Genomic DNA, 24650 nt, shown 5'->3' on the forward strand with positions numbered 1-24650 from the left:
ATGCCCGGCGGCGCGACGCTGCCTACCATCGACGGATGACTGATACGGCGAGGACGGCCCGTACCGGCGTCCCCGAGCGTCCGAGTTTGGACGGCCTCGAGGAGACCTGGTCGCGCCGCTGGCAGGAGGAGGGCACGTACGCGTTCGACCGCTCGAAGGCGGCTGTCCGGGGTCGCGGCGAGGCGTCAGACTCGCCGAGCCCGGATGGCCGTAGCTCGGACGTATACGCGATCGACACCCCGCCGCCGACCGTATCGGGCGAGCTGCACATGGGGCACGTCTTCTCGTACACCCACACCGACCTGATCGCCCGGTTCCAGCGAATGCGCGGCCGGACGGTCTTCTACCCGATCGGCTGGGACGACAACGGGCTGCCCACCGAACGTCGGGTGCAGAACGTCTACGGGGTGAGCTGCGACCCGTCGCTGCCGTACGACCCGGACTGGCGGGCACCGGACGCGCCGGTGGACGATGCGGCCCGCAAGAACCCGACTCCGATCTCCCGACGCAACTTCATCGAGCTGTGCGAGCGGTTGACCGTCGCCGACGAACAGGTCTTCGAGGCGCTGTGGCGTCGGCTCGGCCTGTCGGTGGACTGGTCGCTGGCGTACACCACCATCGGTCCGGTGGCTCGGGCCGCCTCGCAGCGGGCGTTCCTGCGCAACCTGGCCCGGGGTGAGGCGTACCAGTCGGAGGCGCCGACGCTGTGGGACGTCGGTTTCGCCACCGCCGTCGCGCAGGCCGAGTTGGAGGATCGCGAGCGACCCGGCGCGTACCACCGGTTGCGGTTCCACGCTCCCGGCGGGCGGGAGGTGCTGATCGACACCACCCGTCCGGAGTTGCTGCCGGCCTGCGTGGCGCTGGTCTGCCACCCCGACGACGAGCGGTACGCCGACCTGGTCGGCGGCACTGTGCGTACGCCCGTCTTCGACGTGGAGGTGCCGGTGCGCGCGCACCCGCTGGCGGAGCCGGCCAAGGGCACCGGCATCGCGATGGTCTGCACGTTCGGCGACCTGACCGACGTGACCTGGTGGCGGGATCTGGGCCTGGAGACCCGGGTGGTGATCGGGCGCGACGGCCGGCTGCTGCCGGAGCCGCCGGCCGGGGTGCCCGCGCAACCGTACGCGGCGCTGGCCGGGCAGGGCGTCAACGCGGCCCGGCGGAGCATCGTGCAGGTGCTGGCCGACGCGGGTGACCTGGTGGGCGAGCCGCGCCCGATCACCCATCCGGTGAAGTTCTACGAGCGGGGCGACCGGCCGCTGGAGATCGTTTCGACCCGGCAGTGGTATCTGCGCAACGGTGGCCGCGACACCGCCCTGCGGGAGGCGTTGCTGGCCCGGGGGCGCGAGCTGCGCTGGGTGCCGGAGCACATGCGGCACCGCTACGAGCACTGGGTGGGTGGCCTGACCGGTGACTGGCTGGTCAGCCGGCAACGCTTCTTCGGCGTGCCGGTGCCGGTGTGGTACCGGCTCGACGACACTGGCGAGCCGGACTGGTCCCAGCCTCTCACGCCCGACGAGGATTCGCTGCCGATCGATCCGTCCGACGACGTGCCCGCCGGCTACGACGAGTCCCAGCGCGGGATGCCGGGTGGCTTCGTCGGCGACCCGGACGTGCTGGACACCTGGGCCACCTCGTCGCTGAGCCCGCAGATCGCCGCCGGTTGGGAGACCGACCCGGACCTGTTCGGCCGGGTCTTCCCGATGGACCTGCGCCCCCAGGGGCAGGAGATCATCCGCACCTGGTTGTTCGCCACGGTCGTGCGGGCCCACCTGGAACACGGCGTGCTGCCGTGGCGGACCGCCGAGTTGTCCGGCTGGATCCTGGACCCGGACCGCAAGAAGATGTCCAAGTCCAAGGGGAACGTGGTCACCCCGATGGGGTTGCTGGAGCAGCACGGCGCCGACGCGGTGCGGTACTGGGCGTCCACCGGGCGTCCCGGTGTCGACCTGGCCTTCGACCCGGCGCAGATCAAGGTCGGTCGGCGGCTGGCCACCAAGCTGCTCAACGCGTCGCGGTTCACGCTCGGGCTCGGCGCCGCCGACGCGCTGCGCGCTGCGGTGACCGAGCCGTTGGACCGGGCCATGCTCGCCGCGCTGGCCGAGGTGGTGACGACCGCGACGACGGCTTTCGAGGCGTACGACCACACGGCGGCGTTGCAGGCCACCGAGTCGTTCTTCTGGCGGTTCTGCGACGACTACATCGAGTTGGTGAAGGAACGCGCCTACGGCACCGGCCCGGGGGCGGATTCGGCCCGGGCCGCGTTGGCCACCGCGTTGTCGGTGCAGTTGCGGCTGTTCGCCCCGTTCCTGCCGTACGCGACCGAGGAGGTCTGGTCCTGGTGGCGGTACGGCTCGGTGCACCGGTCACCGTGGCCCACCACGTACGAGGTGAGCCGGACGATCCAGGGCGAGGGAGATCCGGCGTTGCTGCGGCTGGCCTCCGACGCGCTCGGGCAGGTGCGGCGGGCCAAGTCCGAGCGGAAGCTGTCCATGAAGGCGGAGGTGCCGTTGGCCGAGGCGCTCGGCCCGGCCGCCCTGCTCGACCAGCTCACGCTGATCGTCGACGACCTGCGGGCGGCCGGGCACATCGGCAAGCTCGACCTGCTCCCCGACCGCACCCCCGAACTCGTCATCGCCTGCGCCTTCTAGGGGACGGGGTGTAAGGAAGGGCACCTTATTAACGCCTCGTGCATAGGAAGGGCCCCTTGTTAACAGTTGTCGATCACAGCAGATCGGCTCGTGTTAACAGGGGGCCCTTCCTCTACCTCAGGCGTTAATAAGGTGCCCTTCCTTGCACGTCAGCTGGTTTCGCCGGCTACCGAGAAGGAGCGGAGGCGGTTGACGGCCAGCAGGGTGAAGGCGACGCTCACCAGCGCCGTCATCACCGCCGCCACCGGTACGGAGACCGTCGTGTCGAGCAGGTTCGTCGGGGCGAGCCGGTCCGCCAACGCGATCACGTAGTGCTGGATGGAGAGCACCCGGGTGCCGGTGACCACGTTGCTGAGCAGCCCTTCCCAGATCAGCACGTAGACCAGGCCGAGCAGGACCGGCCGCCGGGTGAGCAGGCTGGCCGCCACGAACAGGGCCGAGTAGGCCAGCGCACCGATCGAGGCGGCGACGGCCAGCGCCAGTCCGAGGCGTACCGAGTCGGCCAGCAGGCCGGCGGCGAACAGCGGCAGCGCCACGGCCGCCGCGGTGGCCCCGACCGCCACCGCCAGCTTCGGCAGCACGATCTGCCAGCGTGGCAGCGGTGTGGTGAGCACGTGCACCACCGTGCCGTCGTCGATCTCGGCTCCGAGCACCCCGGTGCCGACGATCAACGCGACCACCGGGAGCACGACGGCCAACCCGAGGCCGACAAGCACCGGCGGCCCCCAGGCGGACGGGGCCACCCCGAGGCCACGGGACAGCACGGCCAGCACCACAAGCAACATGGGCAGCGGCAGCAGCAGAAGGAACCGGCGACGCCCGAACAGCCCGCGCGCGGTGATCCAGCAGACAGTGGACATCAGGCCTCCACCAGGTAGGAGAAGACGCTCTCCAGGGACTCGTCCTCGGGCAGCAGTTGCCGCACCCGTACGCCCCGGGCCAGGGCGACCTTCGGCAGTACGCGGGTGAAGGCACCGTAGTCGCCGGCCCGTACGGTCAGGCCGTCGCGGCCCAACTCGACACCGGTCACCGACGGCTCGGCCATCAGCGCGACGGCCAGCGCTCGGTCGTCGGTGGAGCGGATGGCGAACACGTGCGGCCGGTTGGTCATCAGCCGGCGGATGGTGCGGAAGTCACCGGAGGCGGCGAGCCGCCCGGCGACCATCACCTGCACGGTGCCGGAGACCTGCTCGACCTCCTCCAGGATGTGCGAGCTGAACAGGATGGTGCGGCCGGCGTCGCCGAGCGAGTGCAGCAACTCCATCATGTGCAGGCGCTGGCGCGGGTCCATGCCGTTGAACGGCTCGTCCAGCAGCAGCACCTGCGGGTCGTGCACCAGCGACGCGGCCACCCGGGCCCGCTGCCGCATGCCCTTGGAGTAGGTGCCGATCCGGCGGTCCTGCGCGCCCTCCAACTCGACCATGGCGATCGCCCGGCGGGCCGCCGCCTGCGGGTCGGGCAGCTTGTGCAGCTTGGCGGTGGCCAGCACGAACTCGTACGCGGTGAGGAAGCTGTGCACCGCCTCCCGTTCGCTGACCAACCCCAGCCGTCGGTAGACCTCCGGGTTGCGCCAGGTGGGTTGACCGTCGAGGGTGACCTGCCCCCGCGAGGGGGCGAGGAAGCCGGCCATCATGTGCAGCAGCGTGGTCTTGCCGGCACCGTTGGGGCCGAGTAGACCGGTGACGCCCGGCCCGAGGCTCATGCTCACGTCGTTGACCGCGACCACGTTGCCGTACCAGCGGGAGACCCCGGCGAGGTCGAGGGTGCTGGTGGTGGTCGGGGCGGGACTACTGGTCGTGGTCATCGGGCGGCCACCTTCCGGTAGCGGGCCAGCAGCAGGGCGACGCAGGCCGCGACGAGCAGGGCGGCGACCAGGGCGTACACCGGGCCGAAGGCACCGAGGTCGGGACCGAGGGCGTCCGGGTCGGTGATCACCTGGTCGCGCATCGTCCAGATGCCGACACCCTGGACGAGCGTGGACGGCGAGGCGATGCCGGCGAGCTGGTTCGCGACCTGCGCGGGCAGGATCGACAGGACGCCGACGATCGGCGTGGTCATCAGGAAGACGGCGACGATGCCGCCGGCGGCGAAGGCCCGCTTGCCGGTCAGCGAGGCGATCAGCAGCCCCACCGAGGCGAAGACCACCGCCCACAACCCGGCGTAGAGCAGACCGGGCAACAGGTCCAGCAGTTCTTCCCAGACCGCGCCCATGTCGTTGCCGGTGAACGCGGCGCCGAGGAACATCACCAGCTGCGGTGCGCCGAGCAGCATCCAGAGCGCGGTGGCCAGCGCGAGCAGCTTGGCCATCGGGTAGTCGGCGGTCGGCAACGGCCGGGAGAAGTACAGCGGCAGCACACCGCTGCGCAGATCCCGGGAGACCAGTTCCGGCGCGGCCACCGCGACGAAGAAGATGACCAGCCAGCTCATCGAGTCGGCGAACTGGGCGTACGTCATGAGGGTTTCGCCGATCTGGCTGCCGATCGCGGTCACCGCGCCGGCCACCATCAGGACGATGCCGACCACCAGCCAGGGGAAGATCTTGGCCTTGGCGCTGCGACCCAACCCGAAGGCGGTCCGTACGCCGTGCACGTAGAGCGCGCCGAAGACCGCGCGGCGGCCCAGCCGCGGGCCGGTGTAGCGCTGGTAGCCGATGTCGTGGATGACACCCGTCGGTTCAGACATGACTGCCCTCCCTGCGGGCGAAGAGCTCGGCCACCCGGTGCCGGCGCTGGTCGAGCCGGTGCAGCGGCAGGTCCAGGTCGGCGACCGCGCCGATGATGAGGTCGTACGTCTGCTGGTCGGCGAGCGGGACGAGCAGCAGACGTCCCTCCCGGCTCACCGGCAGGTCGAGCGCGGCCAGCCGGGTGGCCAGCGTCTCGGTGCCCTCGCTGACCTCGACGGCGAGCACGTCGGTGGTCGAGGTCATCGCGGCGATGTGGTCGGCACGCAGCAGCCGCCCGCCGTCGATGGCGACCAGGGTGTCGCAGATCCGCTCGACCTCGCCGAGCAGGTGGGAGCAGACAAGTACGGAGATGCCGAACTCGGTGCCGATCCGGTGCACCAGGGCCAGCATGGCGTCCCGGCCGGCCGGGTCGAGGCCGTTTGTGGGTTCGTCGAGCAGCAGCAGGTCGGGGTCGTGCACGAGAGCCTGGGCGAGCTTGACTCGCTGTTTCATGCCGGTGGAGTAGCCACCCACCGGACGATGGCGTTCCTCGTGCAGCCCGACGTGCCGCAGCGCCTCGGAGGCCCGTTCCCGGGCGGCGGTACGTGGTAGGCCGCTGATCTGCCCGAGATGGGTGACCAGTTCGGCGGCGGACAGGTCAGGTGGCAGGCAGTCGTGCTCCGGCATGTAGCCGACCCGGGCGCGGACTCCCGCCGGGTCGGTGGTCGGGTCCATACCCAGCACCCGTACCCGGCCACGGGTCGGGGTGAGCAGGCCCAGCAGGAGCTTGATCAGGGTTGATTTGCCGGCGCCGTTGGCGCCGACCAGGCCGACGATTCCCGGCTCGACCGTCACTGTCAGTTCGGACAGCGCGGTCACCCCACCGCCGTAGACCTTGGTCAACGACTCGGTTGCGATCAGTGTCACGACGACAGCCTAGAGACGAACGACAACGCGGTCTGTCCGGCACGCGCCCCGGTTTTCCCTGATCCTGCTTCCGGTGACTCCCCCTAGGGACCCGTCGGGGTCGTCGTGCAGCTGAGGATTTCATGGATTCCGGTGCACGTACCCCGACCTGGAAAGATCGATTTACTGGTACACACTGGAGCCCACCATTCGCTCTTTCGACAGCACGATGGGTAGTGGTCAGCCATGACGACCGGCGAGCTCAAGGTAAGTGTGGTGGTCCCGACGTACAACTCGGGCGAGCACCTCCAGCAGCTGATCGATTCGCTGCTGGGCCAGTCGATGCCGGCGACGGACTTCGAGGTGGTCTTCGTCGACGACGGCTCGACCGACGACACGCCCGCCCGGCTGGCGGAGCTGGCCGCCGCCCACCCGCACGTCACGGTGCTTCGCTGCGAACACTCCGGCTGGCCGTCGCGCCCCCGCAACCTGGGTCTGGACCGGGCCCGCGGCGAGTACGTCCAGTTCGTCGACGACGACGACTGGCTCGCCGACGAGGCCCTGGCGCGGCTGCACGGCTACGCGGTGGCCAACGGCGCCGACATCGCCATCGGCAAGATGACCGGACACGGCCGGTCGGTGCCCCGCGAGCTGTTCCGGGTCAACCGCCCCGACGCCCGGCTGGACGACTCCCCGCTGATGGAGAGCCTCACCTGCCACAAGATGTTCCGCCGTGCGTTCCTGCTGGCGCACGACCTGCGTTTCCCCGAGGAACCCCGCAAGCGTCTGGAGGACCATCACCTGGTCGCGCGCGCCTACCTGCTCTCCCGGCGCACAAGTGTGCTGTCCGACTACACCTGCTATCACCATGCGCGGCGACCGGACGGCGGCAACCTGACCGCCACCCGGATGGAGCCTTCCGGTTACTACGACAGCTTGCGTGAGGTGCTGGACATCGTCGACGCGCACACAGAGCCGGGGCCGCTGCGCGACACGATGCACCGGCGCTGGCTGCGCAGCGAGATGGTCCGCCGACTGCGCGGCACCGGGCTGGGCAACGCGCCCCGGGACTGGGTCGACCAGGTCGCCGCAGAGGTGCAGAAGATCATTCAGGAGCGGTTCGCCCCGGAGGTGGCGGGCGGGCTGCGGAGCGTCGAGCGCACCGTCGCCGGCCTGGCCGCGCAGGGCCGGGTCGAGGATCTGGTCCGGCTGGCCGAGTGGGACGCGGGCGTGCGCGCCCGGACCCGACTGAAGGCGTACGAGCTGACCGGCCTGACCCTGACGCTGCTGCTCAACAGCCAGCTCCGCAACGCCGACGAACCGGTTGCGTTCACGCACGCCGACGGCCGGGATCGGCTGGTGGTGCCGGTCGACGACGTACCCGACGAGTGGCTCGACTGCACCGACGACCTGGGCGCGGCCCGCCTCGACGTCATCGCGCAGCACGCCACCACCCACGACGAGTTCTTCCTCCCGGTGCACCACGAGGTGGACCGGGTCCCCGGGACCGCAGGTGAGTTTCAGGTGCGCTACCGGGGGGCGGCCAGTGTCGACTTCGGCGCCCTCAACGAGGGTCGTACCCGGGGCGAGTGGATCCTCAAGGCCCGGGTCGCCGGTTTCGGCTGGACCATCGACGCGAAGCTGCCGCTGGAGATCACCTGCGCCGCCGACGGCGCCCGGCCGGTGGTGGTCGACAAGCGGAAGAAGAAGACTCCTGCCGCACCACCGGCGCCCCGGCCCGGTCTGTGGCGACGGTTGACCGGTTCCGCACGGGACCGGCTGGGCCTGGCCCGCCCGCAAGCGGTACCGCTGTCGTAACGGCGGGCGGTGGCCCCGATCGGGCCGGTGGCAGTGCTGCCCTCGACCGATTGGCGGGCGGCTGCAAAACTGTGTGCCGGTCGCCGGAGTTGGGGGTCTGATGAGCAACGGGTGGGTGCTGCCCGACGAGATACTGCGGGACGCACCGGCGTACACGCCGCGTCCCGGCGAGCTCGCGGATCTGGAGTTGCTGCTCACCGGTGCGTACGCGCCGTTGACCGGCTTCCTGACCCGGGCCGACCTGGTCTCGGTCAGCCGCCGGGGGCGCCTCGTCGACGGCACGCCGTGGCCGGTCGCGGTGACCCTTCAGGTGCCCACCGCCCTGCTGCGCGAGTTCGACCTGGCCGATCCGAACCGACGCACGCTGGTGCTCACCGACGGCGAGGGCGCGCCGGTGGCGGCCCTGGAGGTCACCGACACCTGGCAGGTACGCGACGGGGTGGCCGGGGTCGGCGGCAGGGTACGCCGGCTCGGTGACGGCGGGCACGGGCCGTTCCAGCGGCTGCGCCGTACCCCCGAGGAGATCCGCGCGCTGCTGCCACCGGGGCGGGTGCTCGGTGTCGTCGCCGACCGACCGTTGCACCGGCCGCAGCTGGCCCAGATCGCGCACGCCGTGCGGACGCTCAGCGCCCACCTGCTGATCATGATTCCGGTCGGTGAGGACGGCACCGGCGGGCTGCCGCCGGAGGCGCTGGTGCGCTGCGTCTTCGCCGCCCGGGACCGGATGCCGCCGGCGACGGTGGTGGCGGTGCCGCTGGCCCGACGGCGCGACGAGATCGGCGACGCCCTGCTGCGGGCCCGGGTCTCCGCCGCGTACGGCGTCACCCACCTGCTCTCCACAAGCGAGATGCTCTCCGGGGGCGGGCTGCGGGTGCTGGTGCCGCGCGAACTGGCCTACGACAACCGGGACGGCCAGTGGCGCTGGCGCGAGGACATTCCGCCGCGCAACCGACGCCTCCCGCTCACTTACAACGAGATCGAGGACCTGCTCGACCGGGGGTTCCCGCTGCCCGAGTGGCACACTCCCCCGGCGGTGGCGAAGGAACTGAGCCGGGCCCGGCCGCCCCGACGGCACCGGGGCCTGGTGGTGTTCCTCACCGGGCTCTCCGGTTCGGGCAAGTCGACAATCGCCCGTGGTCTCGCCGACGCGCTGCGTGAGCAGGGCGAACGGACGATCACTCTGCTCGACGGCGACGTGGTGCGCCGCGAACTGACCGCAGGGCTGGGCTTCAGCAAGGCCGACCGGGACACCAACGTACGCCGGATCGGCTGGGTGGCCGCCGAGATCGCCCGGCATCGGGGCATCGGCATCTGCTGCCCGATCGCCCCGTACGCCCAGGCCCGGGCGACCGCCCGGGAGATGGCGGTGGCGGCGGGCGCCGGGTTCGTGCTGGTGCACGTCGCCACGCCGTTGGAGGTCTGCGAGCGGCGCGACCGCAAGGGTCTCTACGCGCGGGCGCGGGCCGGCCTGCTCACCGGGATGACCGGCATCGACGACCCGTACGAGGAGCCCACCGACGCCGACCTGGTGATCGACACCAGCGACCTCGACGTGGACGAGGCGGTGCAGCAGGTGCTGCATCACCTGACCGAGACCGGCTGGATCGAGCCGCGCCTGCAGTCGTTCTGATGAGGAGCCCGTCTTCCGATGGTTGATCAGTTACCGGCCAGCGCGATGCGGCGTACCGCGATCCGCCTGGCCGACGGCCGCGAGCTGATCTACTTCGACGAGCGGGACGACGTCGTCCGGGACAGGCCGGACCGCCGCGACCTGCCGCCTCCCCCGCCCGCCTCGCAGCTGCGCTACGACCCGCTCACCGACGAGTGGGTGGCGCTGGCCGTACACCGGCAGACGCGCACCTTCCTCCCGCCGGCCGACCAGTGCCCGCTCTGCCCGTCCACCGAGCAGCGGCTCAGCGAGATCCCGGCGCCCGACTACGCGGTCGCGGTCTTCGAGAACCGGTTCCCGGCGTTCAGCCAACGGGTGGTCGACGAACCGGCCGAGATCACCCCGCTCACCGCGGTCCGGCCCGGTCGGGGCCGCTGCGAGGTGGTCTGCTTCACCGCCGACCATCACGCCTCCTTCGCCGGCCTGCCACCACGCCGGGTACGCACCGTGCTCGACGCGCTCGCCGACCGTACGGCGGTGCTCGGTGAACTGCCCGAGGTCGAGCAGGTCTTCTGCTTCGAGAACCGGGGCGTGGAGATCGGGGTGACCCTGCACCACCCGCACGGGCAGATCTACGCCTACCCGTTCCTTCCGCCGCGTACCCGCGCACTGTTGGCCGCGGCCCGCCGCCACGCCGAACGCACGGGCGGGCGCAACCTCTACGCCGACGTACTCGCCGCCGAACGCGCCGCCGGCGAGCGGGTGGTGGCAACCAACGACCACTGGACGGCGTACGTGCCGGCGGCCGCCCGGTGGCCGTTCGAGGTGCACGTCGCGCCGCACCGCCCGGTGCCGGACATCCCGGCGCTGACCGAAGCCGAACGGGACGCCTTCGGCCCGCTCTACCTGGACCTGCTGCGCCGCTTCGACGGGCTGTTCGACACCCCGATGCCGTACATCGCCGCCTGGCACCAGGCACCGATACGCGTCGACCGCGAACTGGGCCACCTGCACCTGCAGCTGTTCAGCATCCGACGAGCGGCGGACAAACTGAAATATCTGGCCGGGTCGGAGTCGGCGATGGGCGTCTTCATCAACGACATCGCCCCCGAACGAGCCGCCGCCCTACTCCGCGCCGCCTGACCCCACACGGTTCAGCGTCACCCGGCTGTTCTGCCTGCTGCTTCAACCCCACCTCGCCGCACTTCCCTGCCCCGCCGCCTGCCCTGCGCCCTGCTCCGCCCGCGCGCCTTTTTGCCCGCGCCCTTGCTCTACCCGCGCCCTTTGCTCTACCCGCGCCCTTTGCTCTACCCGCGCCCTTTGCTCCGCCCGCGCCGCTTTGCGCCGCCCGCGCATCTCCCTACCCATGCCCTTTGCTCTGCTTCAACCCACGCACTGAATGTCGACCGAAATCGTTGCGTGGGGTGAAGCAGAGCAAAGGGCCCAGTGGTGAGGGTTCTGCCGGGCGGGCGGACGCGTTGCCCAGCGGTGAAGCCGAGTTGGGGCTCAAGACGAGACGGAACCCAAGTCGAGATGGCCCGAGTCGAGACGGGGCCCAGGACAGGGCGCGGGGGGCCCGGGACAGGGCCCCCCGCAGGGAAGGGACGGCTGGCTGTGCTCGACAGCCGGGAAGGCTGGCTGGGCACTCGTGCCGCACGGCGGCGACGATCAACCTTCCAGGGACGGGACTGGCATCTCGTCCACCCAGGTCAACGAGGCGCGCCGGGGCAGGTGACGCTGGTTGGCGTGTGTCGCCCGGACACGCTGACCGCCCGCGTCCCGCAGCCGACCGCCGGTAGCCAGCCGGGCCACGGACGAAGCTGGTGGGGTGGGCGGTGAAATGAACGAGCCCGCCGGCGCTGAGGCCGGCGGGCTGAGTACGACGGAAATCAGGCGGCGAGGCGGCGCGCCAGGTTCTCGTCGAGCGTGTTCATGAACTCGTCGGTGGTCAGCCACGGGGCGTCCCGCGAGATGAGCAGCGCGAGGTCCTTGGTCATCTGGCCGCTCTCGACGGTGTCGACGATGACCTGCTCCAGCGTGTTGGCGAACTCGGTGACCGCCGGGGTGCCGTCCAGCTTGCCCCGGTGGGCCAGGCCCCGGGTCCAGGCGTAGATGGAGGCGATCGGGTTGGTCGAGGTCTTCTCGCCCTTCTGCCACTGCCGGTAGTGCCGGGTGACGGTGCCGTGGGCGGCCTCGGCCTCGACGGTGCGGCCGTCGGGCGAGAGCAGGACCGAGGTCATCAGGCCGAGCGAGCCGAAGCCCTGCGCGACGGTGTCGGACTGCACGTCACCGTCGTAGTTCTTGCAGGCCCAGACGTAGCCACCCTCCCACTTGAGCGCGGCGGCGACCATGTCGTCGATGAGCCGGTGCTCGTAGGTGAGGCCGGCGGCGTCGAACTCCGCCTTGAACTCGTTCTCGAACACCTCGGCGAAGATGTCCTTGAACCGGCCGTCGTACGCCTTGAGGATGGTGTTCTTGGTGGACATGTAGACCGGGTAGCCGCGGTCCAGGCCGTACCGGAACGACGCCCGGGCGAAGTCCCGGATCGAGTCGTCGTAGTTGTACATGCCCATCGCGATGCCGCTGCCCGGGAAGTTGGCGATCTCCATCTCGATGGGCTGCGCGCCGTCGGCCGGGGTGTAGGTGATGGTCACCTTGCCGGGGCCGGGCACGACGAAGTCGGTGGCGCGGTACTGGTCGCCGTGGGCGTGCCGGCCGATGATGATCGGCTTGGTCCAGCCGGGGACGAGCCGCGGCACGTTGGACATGATGATCGGCTCGCGGAAGACGACGCCGCCGAGGATGTTGCGGATGGTGCCGTTGGGCGACCGCCACATCTTCTTCAGCCCGAACTCCTCCACCCGGGCCTCGTCCGGGGTGATGGTCGCGCACTTGACGCCGACGCCGTGCTCGGAGATGGCGTTGGCGGCGTCGACGGTCACCTGGTCGTCGGTGGCGTCGCGGTGCTGGATCGACAGGTCGTAGTAGTGCAGGTCGACGTCGAGGTAGGGCAGGATCAGCTGCTCCCGGATCTGCTTCCAGATGATCCGGGTCATCTCGTCGCCGTCGAGCTCCACGACCGGGTTGTTTACCTTGATCTTCGCCATCGGCCGGCGCTCCTCTCGGGGGACACATGCTCAAGCAGTACGAGCGTACTGGACCCGCCCGAAGCAGGAACGTCGCGGCCACCGGTTGGCCGACCACCCGCCGCTGACCGGCCCACTCAAGGCACGACCGACGCCGGTCGCGGTCGGCGGGCTCGCGGCCAGGCGGGCCGCCGGGCCCGGCGCGGAATTACCCCACCGGGCCCGGAACATGCCGTCAGTGCCGCACTCAGCCGGCCTGCTCGGGGCTGTGCATCCACTGCACCAGCTGGAGGATCACTCCGTTGGGGTCGGTGACTTGGAAGAAGCGCTCGCCCCAGGGCTCGGTCTGGATCGGTGTGGTGATCGGCACACCGGCGGCCTGGATCTGGGCGTACTCGGCGTCGATGTCGTCCACCACGAAGGCCACGAGCACGCCCTGGGCCTGCTGTTCCTTCAGGATCGGCGGCTGGAGGCTGGCCAGGCCGGTACGCAGGAAGATCAGGTTGAAGCCGACCCCGTCGCGGGCCAGCGAGACGAACCCGTCGGCCGACATCTCCTCCCGGAACCCGAAGTGCTGCTTGACGAACTCGGCGGAGGCCGAGACGTCCTGGACGTTGAGCGAGATGGCCGATCCGGTGATCTGCACATGCCCTCCCTGAGCACGGGAACTTTATCTTCGTACATTGTACAACGTACTGCGTACGATGATTTGGCCTGCGAAGATCTGAGGGTGCCCGACCACCACACCGGAGGCGGAGATCCCGCCCACACCCTGCGACTGCTCTGGCGTCGAACCGAGGACGGCCCGCGTCGCGGCCCACGCCAGGGCCGCTCGCTGGATGACATCGTCCGCGCCGCTATCGAGTTGGCCGACCGTGAAGGGTTGGACGCGGTCACGATGCGGGCGCTCGCCAAGGCCGTCGGGGTGGCACCGATGACGCTCTACACGTACGTGCCGGGCAAGGCCGAGCTGCTCGACCTGATGTTGGATGCGCTCTACGCGGACATGCCGCGGCCGGACCGGTCCGGCGAGCCGTGGCGTACCCGGGTGGCGGCGCTCGCCCAGGACAACCGGGAGCTTTTCGCGGCCCATCCGTGGGCCGCCGAGGTGGCCACCGGCCGGCCACCGCTCGGGCCAGGCCTGATGGCCAAGTACGAGTACGAGCTGCGTGCCTTCGACGACACCGGCCTGGACGACGTGACCCGGGACGCCGCGTTGACCTTCGTCCTCGACTTCGTCCGGGCCGCCGCCCGCTCTGCGGCCGAGGCACGATCAGCGCGGCAGGCCAGCGCCTGGACCGACGAGCAGTGGTGGACCGCGAACGCGCCCCTGCTGGCCGAGGTCCTCGACGAACGGCGCTACCCCACCGCCGTCCGAGTCGGTGCCGCCGCAGGCGCCGCCCACAACGCCGCCTACCACCCCGACCACGCCTACACCTTCGGCCTGACCCGAGTCCTGGACGCCCTGACCCCCTTGATCAACCCCCCACCCACCACCCCCACTTCCCCCTGACGATCAAGAGGTTTGCGTCTGGGGAAGTGGCTTCCCGAGACGCAAACCTCTTGATCAACTCAGCTGGGGGTGGCCCAGGGGTTACATGTTGGCTACGTCGGCCTGCTTGGCGCGGACGGCTTCGGCGGCCTCGTTGAGGGCGGCCAGCTCGTCGGCGTCGAGGTCGGTCTCGACGACCCGCTTGATGCCCTGGGCACCGATCTCGGCCTCGACGCCGAGGTAGACGCCGGAGATGCCGTACTCACCGTCGACCCAGGCGCAGACCGGCATGACCTCGCCGGAGTCCTCGGCGACAGCCTTGGCCATGCGCGCGGCGGCGGCCGACGGGGCGTAGTACGCCGAGCCGGTCTTGAGCAGCGCCACGACCTCGGCGCCACCGTTGCGGGTCTTGACGACCAGTTCCTCGATCTGCTCGGCGGGCATCGCCTCGCGCAGCGGCTTGCCGTCGACGGTGCTCTTGGACGGCACGGGGACCATGGTGTCGCCGTGCGAGCCGAGGGTCAGCGTCTTGACGGTCTTCACCGGTACGTTCAGCGCCTCGGCCACGAAGTTGCTGAACCGGGCGGTGTCCAGCATGCCGGCTTGGCCGAGCACCCGCTGGTGCGGGAACTGGGTGGCGAGCTGGGCCAGCGCGGTCATCTCGTCAAGCGGGTTGGAGACCACGATCACCACGGCGCTCGGGGCGTACTTGGCGACGTTCTCGCTGACCTGGCGGACGATCTTCGCGTTGGTCTCCAGCAGGTCCATCCGGCTCATGCCCGGCTTGCGGGGCAGGCCGGCGGTGATGACCACCACGTCGGAGCCCTCGATGGCCTCGTAGCCCTCACCGTTCGGCCCGGTGGTGACGCCCACGACCTTGGTCTCGAAGCCCTCGATGGCCCGCGACTGGTTGAGGTCCAGGGCGAGACCCGCGGGCTTGCCCTCCACGATGTCGGTGATCACGACGGTGTCGAAGACGTCGTACTCGGCCAGGCGCTGCGCGGTGGTGGAGCCGTAGAAACCGGCGCCGACGACAGTGACTTTCTTACCCATGGTCGTCCCACTCCCTGATACCAGTCGGTTTTCCGGACCGTATCAGCCATGGTGGCACCGATCGGGCCAGGGGCGGACGGTTATGAGCAGCTCGGGGGTTTCGTTCCACCGCTCCAGGTGTTAATAAGGGGCCCCTGCTCTACCGGAGGCGTTAAGAAGGTGCCCTTCCTTACACCTCAGCCGCGTTCGGCGCGCTCCACGACATTGGTGAGCAGCATGGCGCGGGTCATCGGGCCGACGCCGCCGGGCATCGGCACGAGCTTGCCGGCCACCTCGGCGACCTCCGGGTCCACGTCGCCGGTGTAGCGGCCCTTGCCGTCCGACCCGATGACGCGGGTGATGCCGACGTCGACCACCACCGCACCCGGCGTGATCATGTCGGTGGTGAGCAGGCCGGGTACGCCGGCGGCGACGATGACGATGTCGGCGGCGCGGGTGTGCGCGGCGAGGTCGAGGGTACCGGTGTGGCACAGGGTCACCGTGGCGTTCTCGCTGCGCCGGGTGAGCAGCAGGCCGAGCGGACGCCCGACGGTGTTGCCCCGGCCGACCACCGCGACCTTGGCACCTCGCAGCGGCACGTCGTGCCGGCGCAGCAGTTCCACGATGCCGCGCGGGGTGCACGGCAGCGGCGCGTCGTACCCGAGCACCAGCCGGCCCAGGTTGACCGGGTGCAGGCCGTCGGCGTCCTTGTCCGGGTCGATCAGCTCCAGCACCCGCTGGGTGTCGAGGTGCCCGGGCAGCGGCAGCTGGACGATGTAGCCGTGGCAGGCCGGGTCGGCGTTCAGCTCGGCGAGCGTCTCGTCGACCTGGGCCTGGGTGGCGTCGGCGGGCAGCTCCCGCCGGATCGAGGCGATGCCGACCTCGGCGCAGTCCCGGTGCTTGCCGTTGACGTACGCCTGGGAGCCGGGGTCGCTGCCGACCAGCACCGTGCCGAGGCCGGGGACGATGCCCCGCTCCGCCAGTGCCTTGACCCGTGCCCGCAGCTCGTCCTTGATCTCGGCTGCGGTCGCCTTGCCGTCCAGAAGCGTCGCCGTCACGCCTCCGATCGTCTCACGACCCGTGCGGCCGGTTTGCGCGGACCACTCCAGCTCCCCCCACACCAGACCTGTGATCACGCTCAGCAACGTGCCCATTGTCACTATGAGTAACTAGTTTCGGCAGGCATCCCGCCCGAGCCGGACGGCCGGGCCGGAACCTCCCCAGCGTGACGACCGGACCGATGGCTACCGGTCGATGCTAGCGCCGCCCGGCTCCGGCGATACCTCGCATGGTTTTATCGCCTGATGTCTGGCTTCACCCGACGAAAGCGTGTAGCACGAGGGCAGCTGTCCGACAACGTACCGATCCTGGCGGGCGGCCGGCACGTTGTCGACCCACAGCCCGCGACCTACCGTTGCCACTCGTTGCGCAGAGTCACCCAACGCCGGGCCTGACTGCGCTGCGTAAGGAGATGAGGAGGCTTGATGCGTGTTCGTAGGCTCGCAGCCTGGACCGCCCTCCCGCTCGCGGTGACCCTGGGCCTGGTGGCCTGCGGCTCGGGCGGCAACGGTGGATCCGGCGAGAGTGACCCCAACGCGGCGGTGCGGATCGAGATCGCCGAACCGCAACACCTGGTGCCGACCAACACCAACGAGACGAGCGGCTCGCAGGTGCTGTCCGCCCTGTTCAGCCCACTTGTCGACTACGACGAGGCGCACAAGCCGTACGAGGTGGCGGCCGAGTCGATCACGTCCGAGGACAACACCACCTGGACCGTGAAGCTCAAGGACGGCTACACCTTCCACAACGGCGAGGACGTCACCGCCGACAACTACATCGACGCCTGGAACTACGGCGCGTACGCCCCCAACGGCCAGAACTCCAGCTACTTCTTCGAGAAGATCGCCGGCTTCGACGACCTCCAGGGCGAGACCCCGAAGACCACCACGCTCAGCGGGCTGAAGAAGGTCGACGACCACACCTTCACCGTCACGCTGTCCCAGCCGTACAGCGAGTTCAAGTCGATCCTCGGCTACACCGCCTTCTACCCGCTGCCGAAGGCCGCCTTCTCCGCGCCCGGCGTGCTGGCCGAGGGGTACGAGCAGGCGCCGATCGGTCAGGGTCCGTTCAAGATGAAGGGCACCTGGCAGCACGACGCCAAGGTCGAGGTCGAGCGGTACGACGCCTTCCCCGGCGAGCAGCCCAAGGTGGCCGGCGTCGAGTTCCGGATCTACCAGCAGCTGACCGCCGCGTACGCGGACGTGCTGTCGGACAACCTGGACGTGATCAAGACCATCCCGACCGAGAACCTGTCGACGGCCTCCGTCGACCTGGGTGACCGGTTCCAACAGAGCCCGGCCTCGTCGCTGCACTTCCTGGCCTTCCCCACCTTCCAGGAGGAGTTCAGCAACCCGGACGTCCGCAAGGCCATCTCGATGGCGATCGACCGTGACGAGATCACCAAGTCGATCTTCAAGGACTCCCAGCAGCCGGCCCGCTCGTTCGTCTCGCCGGTGGTCGCCGGCTACCGGGACAACACCGTCGGCACCGCGGGCGAGTTCGACCCGGCCAAGGCCAAGGAGCTGTACGAGTCCGCCGGCGGCCCGTCGAAGATCACCCTGTCGTACAACGGCGACGGTGGCCACAAGGACTGGATCGACGCCACCTGCAACCAGCTCAAGGCCAACCTGGGCGTGGACTGCGTCGGCAACGCCGAGCCGAAGTTCGCCGACCTGCTGACCAAGGTGAAGGCCAAGCAGCCCGTGGGCCTGTTCCGGATGGGCTGGATCATGGACTACCCGTCCATGGAGAACTACCTGGGCCCGCTGTTCAGCACCAACGGGTCGTCGAACTACTACGGCTACAGCAACCCCGAGTTCGACAAGCTGCTCGCCGAGGGCGTCAGCGCGCCGAGCGAGGAAGAGGCGATCAAGAAGTACCAGGCCGCCGAGGACCTGCTGGCCCAGGACATGCCGGTCGTGCCGCTGCGGTTCGGCCAGAACAACTTCGGGCACTCGACGAAGGTGAAGAACGTCGAGGTGGACCTCTTCGACCGGGTCGACCTCGTCAAGATCGAGGTAGTCAAGTAACACACGCACAGACGGGCGGGTCGGGTCATCACGTGATGACCCGACCCGCCACGGCATTCGCCCCTTTTCAGGGAGACTGCCAAGTATGTTCCGCTTCATCGTGCGGCGGCTGCTCCAGATGGTCGTGGCCTTCTTCGGCACCACGCTGATCGTCTACGCCCTGATGTTCGCCGGGCAGGGCGACCCGATCCAGGCACTGGCCGGTGAGCGTCCGGTGACCGCCGCACAGCGGGCGTACCTGACCGAGAAGTACCACCTGGACGCGACCGGTGTCGGCGGCTTCTTCTACCGCTACTTCGACTATCTGAAGAACCTGGTCCGGGGTGACCTGGGCGAGTCGCTCACCGGCCGGTCCATCGGAGAGATCCTGGCCAACGCCTGGCCGGTCACCATCAAGTTGGCGCTGATCGCCATCGCGGTCGCCGTCATCTTCGGGGTCACTGCGGGGGTGCTCGCCGGCATCCGGCGCGGCAGCATCTTCGACAACTCCACCCTGCTGCTGACGCTGCTGGTGCTCGGCATCCCGACCATCGTGCTCGCCCCGCTCGCGCAGTACCTGCTGGGCGTCAAGTGGCAACTCTTCCCGGCCACCTCCGGGGCCGACCCGAGCTTCTACGCGCTGCTGCTGCCCGGCATCGTGCTCGGCTCGCTCTCCCTGGCCACCGCGCTGCGGCTGACCCGTACCTCGGTGGCGGAGAACCTGCGGGCCGACTACGTCCGTACCGCCCGGTCGAAGGGCCTGCCGAGGCGGCGGGTGGTCAGCGTGCACGTGCTGCGCAACTCGCTGATCCCGGTGATCACCTTCCTCGGCGTCGAACTGGGCAACCTGATGAGCGGCGCGATCATCACCGAAGGCGTGTTCAACATCCCGGGCGTCGGCTTCAACCTCTTCCGCGCCATCCGCACCGAGGACGGTCCCCTGGTGGTGGGGATCGTCAGCGTGCTCGTCGTGGTCTACCTCGTCTCCAACCTGGTGGTGGACATCCTGTACGCCGTACTCGACCCGAGGATCCGCTATGAGTGACTTCGAGACGGTGGCGTCCTCGGAGAACCAGGCCGCGCGGCGGGGAGTGTCGGGCGAGCCCGGCACGCCGGGACGGGTCGGCCAACCGGGCCGCCCCCGCAGTCTGGCCGGCGACGCCTGGCGGGACCTGCGCCGCAAACCGATCTTCTGGATCAGCCTGGTGCTGGTGCTGCTGGTCACCGCGATGGCCGTCGCGCCCGGGCTGTTCACCAGCAACGATCCGGCGGACTGCGTCCTGTCGCGGCAGCATGCCGCCCCGAGCGGCGGGGCCATCTTCGGGTACGACTTCCAGGGCTGTGACACGTACGCCCGGGCGGTCTACGGCGCGCGGGCCTCGCTGCTGGTCGGCGCCCTCTCGGCGCTGCTCACCGGGGTGATCGCGCTGGTGGTGGGGATGCTGGCCGGCTACTTCGGCGGCTGGGTCGACGCGGTGCTCTCCCGGATCGTCGACATCGTGCTCGGCATCCCGCTGCTGCTGGCCGCGATCGTGCTGCTCAAGCGGGTGGCCAGCGACAGCGCCACGGTACGCCTCGGCTCGGTCATCTTCGTGCTGGCGGTGCTCGGCTGGACCACCGCCGCCCGGGTCGTCCGGTCCTCGGTGATCACCGCCCGGCAGCAGGACTACGTGGCCGCGGCCCGGATGCTCGGCGCCGGCAACGGTCGGATCATGTGGCGGCACATCCTGCCGAACGCGCTGGCCCCGGCGATCGTGGTGCTGACCATCGCCCTCGGCTCGTTCATCGCCGCCGAGGCGACCCTGTCGTTCCTCGGCATCGGGCTGAAGGAACCCACCATCTCCTGGGGCATCGACATCAACAACGGTCGGGTGCACATGCGGGAGTCGGCCACCCCGCTGGTGGTGCCGTCGACCTTCCTCGCCCTGACCGTGCTGGCGTTCATCATGCTCGGCGACGCGATCCGCGACGCCTTCGACCCGAAACTGCGGTGACCGACCATGTCAACGCCGACCTCACCGCCGACGCCGGCCTCGCCGACCCCGCCCGGTGGGCACCTGCTGGAGATACGGGACCTGCACATCGAGTTCCGTACCGGCGAGGGGGTGGCCAAGGTGATCAACGGGGTCAGCTATCACCTCGACCCCGGCGAGACGCTCGCCGTGCTCGGCGAGTCCGGCTCCGGCAAGTCCGTCACCGCCCAGGCGATCATGGGCATCCTGGACACGCCGCCGGCCCACATCAGCTCCGGGCAGATCCGCTACCAGGGTCGGGACCTGCTGGAGCTGCCCGAGGAGCAGCGCCGGCAGGTACGCGGCAAGGAGATCGCGATGATCTTCCAGGACGCCCTGTCCGCGCTGAACCCGGTGTTTCCGGTGGGCTGGCAGATCGGCGAGACGCTGCGCCAGCGACTCGGCATGTCCCGGGCCGACGCCCGCCGCCGCGCGGTGCAGCTGATGGAACTGGTGCAGATCCCGGGGGCGGCCAGTCGGCTCGACGACTATCCGCACCAGTTCTCCGGCGGTATGCGGCAGCGGGTCATGATCGCCATGGCGCTGGCCATGGAGCCGACGGTGCTCATCGCCGACGAGCCGACCACCGCACTCGACGTCACCGTGCAGGCCCAGATCATGGATCTGCTCGCCGACCTGCGGCGCGACCTGAACATGGCGCTGATCCTGATCACCCATGACCTGGGTGTGGTCGCCGACGTGGCGGACCGGATCGCGGTCATGTACGCGGGCCGCATCGTCGAGCACGCCGACGTCCGATCGCTGTACCGGGCGCCTGCCCACCCGTACACCAAGGGGTTGTTGGAGTCGATCCCGCGCCTGGACCAGCGCGGCGGGAAGCTCTCCACCATCCGGGGGCTGCCGCCCAACCTGATGCGCATCCCCAGCGGCTGCCCCTTCCACCCCCGCTGCCCGTACGTGCAGCAGGTCTGTGTGGACGTGGTGCCGCACGACCTGGTCCTCGGTGACGGCCGGACCAGCGCGTGTCACTTCGCGCAGGAGGTACACGATGACCGCGCCAGCTGACCCCACCAAGATCCGGGGCGAGACGATCCTCGACGTCGACAACGTGGTCAAGCACTTCCCCATCACCCAGGGGGTGCTGTTCAAGCGGAAGGTCGGCGCGGTCAAGGCGGTCGACGGGGTCAGCTTCGACCTGCGCCGGGGCGAGACGCTGGGCATCGTCGGCGAGTCGGGCTGCGGCAAGTCCACCCTGGCCCGGTTGCTGATGCGGCTGGAGCGTCCGACCGCCGGGCGGGCCACCCTGGCCGGGCGCGACCTGTTCGCCGCCTCCGGCGGCGAGTTGCGTCGGATCCGGCGCAACATGCAGATGGTCATGCAGGACCCGTACACCTCGCTGAACCCGCGGATGACGGTCGGCGACATCATCGGCGAACCGTTCGAGATCCACCCGGAGGCGGCGCCGAAGGGCAGCCGCCAGCAGCGGGTCCAGGAACTGCTCGACGTGGTGGGGCTCAACCCGGAACACATCAACCGCTACCCGCACCAGTTCTCCGGCGGTCAGCGGCAGCGCATCGGCATCGCCCGGGCGTTGGCGCTACGACCCGAGGTGATCGTCTGCGACGAGCCGGTCTCCGCCCTCGACGTCTCCATCCAGGCCCAGGTGATCAACCTGCTGGAGGAACTCCAGGACGAGTTCGGGTTGTCGTACATCTTCATCGCCCACGACCTGTCGGTGGTCCGGCACATCTCCGACCGGATCGCGGTGATGTACCTCGGCCGGATCGTGGAGATCGGCACCGAGGAGCAGATCTACGAGCGGGCCACCCATCCGTACACCCAGGCGCTGCTCTCCGCCGCGCCGCTGCCCGACCCGGAGGCCCGGGACCGCCGTGACATCATCCGGCTGACCGGTGACGTGCCCAGCCCGGCCGATCCGCCGAGCGGCTGCCACTTCCGGACCCGCTGCTGGAAGGCGCAGGAGGTCTGCGCCCTGGAGGACCCGCGGGCCGTGCCACGGGCCGCCGACCCGCACCCCTCCGCCTGCCACTTCGCCGCACTCCGGGAGTAAGGAAGGGCCCCTTCCTAACGCCTCGTGTATAGGAAGGGGCCCTTGTTAACCGCCCAGCTCAGTGGAAGAAGTGCCGGGTGCCGGTGAGGTACATGGTGACGCCGGCCTGCTTGCAGGCGGCGATCACCTCCTCGTCGCGGATCGAGCCGCCGGGCTGCACGATGGCCCGGATGCCGGCGTCGATGAGGATCTGCGGACCGTCGGCGAACGGGAAGAACGCGTCCGAGGCGGCGACCGCGCCGCCGGCCCGGTCGGCGCCGGCCCGGCTGACCGCCAGGCGGGCCGAGTCGACCCGGTTGACCTGGCCCATGCCGACACCGACGGTCGCGCCGTCGCGGGCCAGCAGGATGGCGTTGCTCTTCACCGCGCGTACCGCCCGCCAGGCGAACGCCAGGTCGGCCAGGGTGGCCTCGTCGGCCGCCTCACCGGTGGCCAGCCGCCAGGTCGCCGGGTCGTCGCCGCCTGCGTCGATCGCGTCGCGCTGCTGCACAAGTACGCCGCCGGTGACCTGCCGCCACTCGGCCGGCAGCGGACGGAACTCCGGTGCCCGCAGCAGCCGGATGTTCTTCTTGGCCTGGAGCACCTCGGCCGCGCCGGGCTCGTAGCCGGGCGCCACCACGACCTCGGTGAAGATCTCGGCGATCTGCCCGGCCAACTCGACCGAGACCGGCCGGTTCACCGCGATGACGCCGCCGAAGGCGGAGACCGGGTCGCAGGCGTGGGCCTTACGGTGGGCGTCGGCCACGTCCACGCCGACCGCGATGCCGCAGGGGTTGGCGTGCTTGATGATGGCCACCGCCGGCTGGTCGGCGAAGTCGTTCGCGGCCCGCCAGGCGGCGTCGGCGTCGACGTAGTTGTTGTAGGACATCTCCTTGCCGTGCAGTTGCTCGGCCTGCGCCAGCCCGGCCGGGCTCGCCGGGTCGGCGTAGACGGCCGCCCCCTGGTGCGGGTTCTCGCCGTAGCGCAGCACCGCCTGGCGGCGCAGCGCCTGCCCGGCGAACTGCGGCCAGCCGTCGGCGGACGGGGCGAGGGTGGTGGCGAACCAGTCGGCCACGGCCACGTCGTACTCGGCGATGTCGGCGAAGGCGCGGGCGGCGAGCGCCCGGCGCTGCGCCAGGGTGAAGCCACCGTCGCCGAGCGCGGCCAGCAGCAGCGGGTACGCGGCCGGGTCGGTCACCACCGCCACCGAGGCGTGGTTCTTGGCGGCGGCCCGCACCATCGCCGGGCCACCGATGTCGATCTGCTCGACGCACTCGTCCTGGCTCGCCCCGGAGGCGACGGTGGCCTGGAACGGGTACAGGTTGGACACCAGCAGGTCGATCCCGGCGATGCCGTGCTCGTCGAGCGCGGCGGCGTGGGCGTCCTTGCGCAGGTCGGCGAGGAGCCCGCCGTGGATCTTCGGGTGCAGGGTCTTCACCCGGCCGTCGAGGATCTCCGGGAAGCCGGTCACCTGCTCCACGGGGGTCACCGGTACGCCGGCACCGGCGATCGTCGACGCCGTGCTGCCGGTGGAGACGATCTCCACCCCGGCGGCGTGCAGCGCCTGGGCCAACTCGACCAGCCCGGTCTTGTCGTAGACGCTTACCAGTGCCCGCCGGATCGGGCGGCGCCCATCCTCAGTGGAACTCACGGAACTGTGACCTTTCTTCCGGTTATCGTCCAGCCCTCGCGGACCAGCCGGCCCACCTGCTCGACGAGTTGCTGCCGCTCGGCTTCCTTGATGCGCTCGGTGAGCGTGTCGACGTCGTCGTCGTCGTGGACGGGCACCGCCACCTGCGCGACGATCGGGCCGGTGTCCATCCCGGCGTCGACGAAGAAGAGGGTCGCCCCGGTGACCTTCACGCCGTAGGCGAGGGCGTCACGCGGGCCGTGGATGCCGGGGAACGCCGGCAGCAGGGTGTTGTGCGTGTTGAGGTAGCGGTCGCCGAAGGCGGCGAGGAAACGCGTACCGACCAGCTTCAGGAAGCCCGCCGAGATCACCAGGTCCGGCCGGTGCTCGGCGACCCGGGCGGTGAGCGCGGCATCCCACTGTTCCCGGGTCGGATGATCGGAGATTCGCTCCACGAAGGTCGGCACACCCGCGGCGGTCGCCCGGTCCAGCCCGGCGATGCCGTCGCGGTCCGCGCCGACGGCGACCACCCGGGCCCCGTACGCCTGGTCAGCGGTCGCGTCCAGCAGCGCCTGAAGGTTGCTTCCGGAACCGGAGATCAGCACGACGATACGGGCGGGCTCGTTCACCGGCACACCCTATCGGGCCGTCGACCGACGTCCGGACGCTGGGC

Annotated in this window: 20 protein-coding genes; 10 read left to right on the top strand and 10 right to left on the bottom strand. The window is 70.2% G+C overall.

All coding sequences use genetic code 11. The features are described from left to right. Positions 1–35: 35 nt before the first annotated feature. Positions 36–2651, top strand: a complete 2616-nt coding sequence (gene valS / locus EG812_RS07475) for a valine--tRNA ligase (RefSeq protein WP_126711196.1) — start codon at positions 36–38, stop codon at positions 2649–2651. 149 nt (positions 2652–2800) lie between these two features. On the opposite strand, the gene EG812_RS07480 is transcribed toward valS, so the two are convergent. From EG812_RS07480 to EG812_RS07495, 4 genes are read right to left on the bottom strand one after another with little or no spacing between them, the layout of a single operon-like run. Next, complete coding sequence (locus tag EG812_RS07480; RefSeq protein WP_013735815.1) at positions 2801–3511, bottom strand: ABC transporter permease subunit; 711 nt, start codon at positions 3509–3511, stop codon at positions 2801–2803. Then, positions 3511–4455 carry an ABC transporter ATP-binding protein gene (locus EG812_RS07485; protein ID WP_013735816.1) on the bottom strand — a complete coding sequence of 315 codons (945 nt, stop codon included), beginning with the start codon at positions 4453–4455 and terminating at the stop codon, positions 3511–3513. The genes EG812_RS07480 and EG812_RS07485 overlap by 1 nt, the downstream gene beginning before the upstream one ends. Continuing rightward, positions 4452–5333 (bottom strand): ABC transporter permease, encoded by an 882-nt coding sequence (locus EG812_RS07490; protein WP_126711197.1) that lies wholly within the window; start codon positions 5331–5333, stop codon positions 4452–4454. The genes EG812_RS07485 and EG812_RS07490 overlap by 4 nt, the downstream gene beginning before the upstream one ends. Further along, positions 5326–6240 carry an ABC transporter ATP-binding protein gene (locus EG812_RS07495; RefSeq protein WP_013735818.1) on the bottom strand — a complete coding sequence of 305 codons (915 nt, stop codon included), beginning with the start codon at positions 6238–6240 and terminating at the stop codon, positions 5326–5328. Before EG812_RS07495 ends, EG812_RS07490 begins: the two co-directional genes overlap by 8 nt. 225 nt (positions 6241–6465) lie before the next feature. On the opposite strand from EG812_RS07495, the gene EG812_RS07500 reads away from it, so the two are divergent. From EG812_RS07500 to galT, 3 genes are all read left to right on the top strand, one after another. Next, a complete protein-coding gene (locus EG812_RS07500; protein ID WP_126711198.1) occupies positions 6466–8037 on the top strand; it encodes a glycosyltransferase family 2 protein in 1572 nt (523 codons plus the stop codon). Between the two features lie 100 nt (positions 8038–8137). Beyond that, a complete protein-coding gene (cysC, locus tag EG812_RS07505) occupies positions 8138–9667 on the top strand; it encodes an adenylyl-sulfate kinase (protein WP_013735820.1) in 1530 nt (509 codons plus the stop codon). A gap of 45 nt (positions 9668–9712) precedes the next feature. Continuing rightward, positions 9713–10789, top strand: a complete 1077-nt coding sequence (galT, locus tag EG812_RS07510) for a galactose-1-phosphate uridylyltransferase (RefSeq protein ID WP_126711449.1) — start codon at positions 9713–9715, stop codon at positions 10787–10789. 746 nt (positions 10790–11535) lie between these two features. On the opposite strand, the gene EG812_RS07515 is transcribed toward galT, so the two are convergent. Both EG812_RS07515 and EG812_RS07520 read right to left on the bottom strand, forming a co-directional pair. Continuing rightward, positions 11536–12753: an NADP-dependent isocitrate dehydrogenase gene (locus EG812_RS07515; protein ID WP_013735822.1), complete on the bottom strand. Its 1218-nt coding sequence runs from the start codon at positions 12751–12753 to the stop codon at positions 11536–11538. Between the two features lie 226 nt (positions 12754–12979). Further along, on the bottom strand, positions 12980–13378 hold the full coding sequence (locus EG812_RS07520) for a VOC family protein (protein ID WP_013735823.1): 399 nt from the start codon (positions 13376–13378) through the stop codon (positions 12980–12982). Between the two features lie 78 nt (positions 13379–13456). On the opposite strand from EG812_RS07520, the gene EG812_RS07525 reads away from it, so the two are divergent. Beyond that, on the top strand, positions 13457–14245 hold the full coding sequence (locus EG812_RS07525; RefSeq protein WP_199743843.1) for a TetR/AcrR family transcriptional regulator: 789 nt from the start codon (positions 13457–13459) through the stop codon (positions 14243–14245). An 81-nt stretch (positions 14246–14326) separates the two neighbouring features. Here the strand turns inward: EG812_RS07525 and EG812_RS07530 are convergent, their stop codons facing one another. Together EG812_RS07530 and EG812_RS07535 are read right to left on the bottom strand one after the other, a co-directional pair. Next, positions 14327–15277: a malate dehydrogenase gene (locus EG812_RS07530; protein ID WP_126711200.1), complete on the bottom strand. Its 951-nt coding sequence runs from the start codon at positions 15275–15277 to the stop codon at positions 14327–14329. Between the two features lie 176 nt (positions 15278–15453). Next, the gene (locus EG812_RS07535) at positions 15454–16314 is read right to left on the bottom strand and encodes a bifunctional methylenetetrahydrofolate dehydrogenase/methenyltetrahydrofolate cyclohydrolase (RefSeq protein ID WP_013735826.1); all 861 of its coding nucleotides are present in this window, start codon (positions 16312–16314) and stop codon (positions 15454–15456) included. A gap of 426 nt (positions 16315–16740) precedes the next feature. Here EG812_RS07535 and EG812_RS07540 point away from each other — a divergent pair, with 426 nt between their 5' ends. The 5 genes from EG812_RS07540 to EG812_RS07560 all read left to right on the top strand — a co-directional run bounded on the left by EG812_RS07540 (position 16741) and on the right by EG812_RS07560 (position 22368). After that, on the top strand, positions 16741–18345 hold the full coding sequence (locus tag EG812_RS07540) for a peptide ABC transporter substrate-binding protein (protein WP_013735827.1): 1605 nt from the start codon (positions 16741–16743) through the stop codon (positions 18343–18345). 85 nt (positions 18346–18430) lie between these two features. After that, positions 18431–19369, top strand: a complete 939-nt coding sequence (locus tag EG812_RS07545) for an ABC transporter permease (protein WP_013735828.1) — start codon at positions 18431–18433, stop codon at positions 19367–19369. Then, positions 19362–20318 carry an ABC transporter permease gene (locus EG812_RS07550; RefSeq protein WP_013735829.1) on the top strand — a complete coding sequence of 319 codons (957 nt, stop codon included), beginning with the start codon at positions 19362–19364 and terminating at the stop codon, positions 20316–20318. Before EG812_RS07545 ends, EG812_RS07550 begins: the two co-directional genes overlap by 8 nt. A gap of 6 nt (positions 20319–20324) precedes the next feature. Next, positions 20325–21362 carry an ABC transporter ATP-binding protein gene (locus EG812_RS07555; protein ID WP_126711201.1) on the top strand — a complete coding sequence of 346 codons (1038 nt, stop codon included), beginning with the start codon at positions 20325–20327 and terminating at the stop codon, positions 21360–21362. After that, positions 21346–22368 carry an ABC transporter ATP-binding protein gene (locus EG812_RS07560; protein WP_013735831.1) on the top strand — a complete coding sequence of 341 codons (1023 nt, stop codon included), beginning with the start codon at positions 21346–21348 and terminating at the stop codon, positions 22366–22368. Before EG812_RS07555 ends, EG812_RS07560 begins: the two co-directional genes overlap by 17 nt. 58 nt (positions 22369–22426) lie before the next feature. Here the strand turns inward: EG812_RS07560 and purH are convergent, their stop codons facing one another. Together purH and purN are read right to left on the bottom strand one after the other, a co-directional pair. After that, on the bottom strand, positions 22427–23998 hold the full coding sequence (gene purH, locus EG812_RS07565) for a bifunctional phosphoribosylaminoimidazolecarboxamide formyltransferase/IMP cyclohydrolase (protein WP_126711202.1): 1572 nt from the start codon (positions 23996–23998) through the stop codon (positions 22427–22429). Further along, the gene (gene purN, locus EG812_RS07570) at positions 23995–24612 is read right to left on the bottom strand and encodes a phosphoribosylglycinamide formyltransferase (RefSeq protein WP_013735833.1); all 618 of its coding nucleotides are present in this window, start codon (positions 24610–24612) and stop codon (positions 23995–23997) included. Before purN ends, purH begins: the two co-directional genes overlap by 4 nt. Positions 24613–24650 lie beyond the last annotated feature (38 nt).

Source organism: Verrucosispora sp. FIM060022, assembly GCF_003977705.1.
Lineage (GTDB): Bacteria > Actinomycetota > Actinomycetes > Mycobacteriales > Micromonosporaceae > Micromonospora > Micromonospora gifhornensis.